Source organism: Mesorhizobium sp. M7A.F.Ca.US.006.01.1.1 (genome assembly GCF_003997935.1).
In the GTDB taxonomy this organism is placed as follows: domain Bacteria; phylum Pseudomonadota; class Alphaproteobacteria; order Rhizobiales; family Rhizobiaceae; genus Mesorhizobium.
Map to the genome: position 1 here is coordinate 1 of NZ_RZQL01000462.1, position 1,850 is coordinate 1,850.

1 protein-coding gene and 1 pseudogene are annotated in these 1,850 nt (G+C 54.8%); both read right to left on the bottom strand.

Annotation, left to right across the window (positions count from 1 at the left end):
- Positions 1-203 precede the first annotated feature (203 nt).
- Positions 204-1,185, bottom strand: a pseudogene (locus tag EN943_RS36805) (aldo/keto reductase).
- 211 nt (positions 1,186-1,396) lie between these two features.
- The coding region (locus tag EN943_RS36810) for an SDR family oxidoreductase (protein WP_127416594.1) at positions 1,397-1,850 on the bottom strand (454 nt) is incomplete at its 5' end.

Below are 1,850 nucleotides of genomic sequence, written 5' to 3' on the forward strand. Positions count from 1 at the left end.
GAGACAGGATAAGGTTTTCGCGAGAATCAAAAGCAATCTGTCGTCCGGCATTATACCGCGTTGTCAAAAATTCCGCAGTTTTTCTTGGCATTCGATGGATCGAATCGAGCTTGAATTTTTCAATGAAATAGGATGGCATTTGGCGCCCTTGGTCTGGCCTGAATTGGGATACGGGAAAGCAGATGCCGGACCATCAACAAACTTCATGAAAACGCGACGACGGCGTGGGGAATGTAGTCGCTTTCAAGGGCCTGTATTTCTGGGTCAGTGAGTTTGAGGGCCAGCGCACCACAGCATCATCCAAGTGTTGTAATTTCGTCGCCCCAACGATGGGCGCTGTGATTTCCGACTTTGACAAGACCCATGCAAGCGCGATCTGCGCTCGGGGAATATTCCTCTCCTGCGCAATCTTTGCCACGGCCTCCACCACTCGCCTGTCGGCGTCCTCGGTGGTCCGGGTGTAAAGACTTTTGCCGATTTCGTCTGTTTGGGAGCGACTGCTTTGCTCATTCCAATCGCGGGTCAGCCGACCGCGGGCAAGCGGGCTCCAAGGAATGACGCCAATTCCCTCTGCTTTGCACAGCGGAAGCATTTCCCGCTCCTCCTCCCGGTAGAGCAAGTTCACATGATCCTGCATGGAGACGAACCGTGTCCACCCATTCGCCTGTGACACAGCCAGCATTTTTGCAAACTGCCACGCGTACATGGAAGATGCGCCAATGTAGCGTGCCTTGCCTGCTTTGACCACGTCGTGCAAAACCTCCAGCGTTTCCTCGATCGGCGTATTATAGTCGAACCGGTGGATCTGGTAGAGATCGACATAGTCGGTGCCTAACCGTTTCAGGCTGGCGTCAATCTGCGAAAGAATGGCTTTTCTGGATAGCCCGCCACCGTTTGGTCAGGCTTCATCCGGCCATGGACTTTCGTGGCGATAACAACATTGTCTCTGGTTGAAAATTCCTTGACGGCGCGGCCACGGATCTCTTCGCTCGTTCCGCCGGAATAGACATTCGCATTGTCAAAAAAGTTAATTCCGAGTTCGATCGCTTTGCGAAACAACGGACGACTTTCCTCTTCACTCAGTGTCCACGCATGGTTACCGCGACTGGGGTCACCATAGCTCATGCATCCAAGGCAGAGGCGCGACACCTCAAGACCGGTATTTCCAAGGCGTGTATATTCCATGATTGTCTCAAATTTTTTTGGGCCGCGATCGGATATCCGCGCGCCAGTTCCATCAGCGGACAAGTCTAACGACGGTCACGTCTCACAAAGCGTCCCATGGCCGACCTCTCCTTCAGCGATCATTTTGCGTTTTCAGAAAGGTCAGCCAGGAGCTTGATTCGTGTACATCGTGCTGGGCGGCCCGCATCGGATCGCCCAGGTATTGCAATCTTCAGATTTGCGACACGCCCCCATCGGCGGTCAGTTCGATGCCGTTGATATACTTGGCGTCCTGTGACGCCAGGAACAGGGCTGCGGTAGCGATCTCGGCTGGCTCTGCCATGTAGCCTAGCGGAACTTCCCGAGCAGTATATTCCTTCAAAGCTTCAATCTCGGCATCACCCATATGGAGGCCGTTTTCCATAAGCGGGGTGAGGGTGAAGCCAGGGCTGAGCGCATTGACACGGATTTTCCGACCACGCAAATCGTTGGCCCAGGTTCGTGCGAACGACCTCACAGCGGATTTCGAAGCGTTGTAGAGACTAAGGCCCTCCATGCCGTTGTTGGCGGTGATTGTTTCGCCCGAGGCCAGCCGCACGCCGGTTGCCCGACCATTGCTTTGAACGATCGAAGCGACATCGGCGCCGGTGCGGATGTCGCCGCCGCGTTCCCGGATCAAAGCCTCG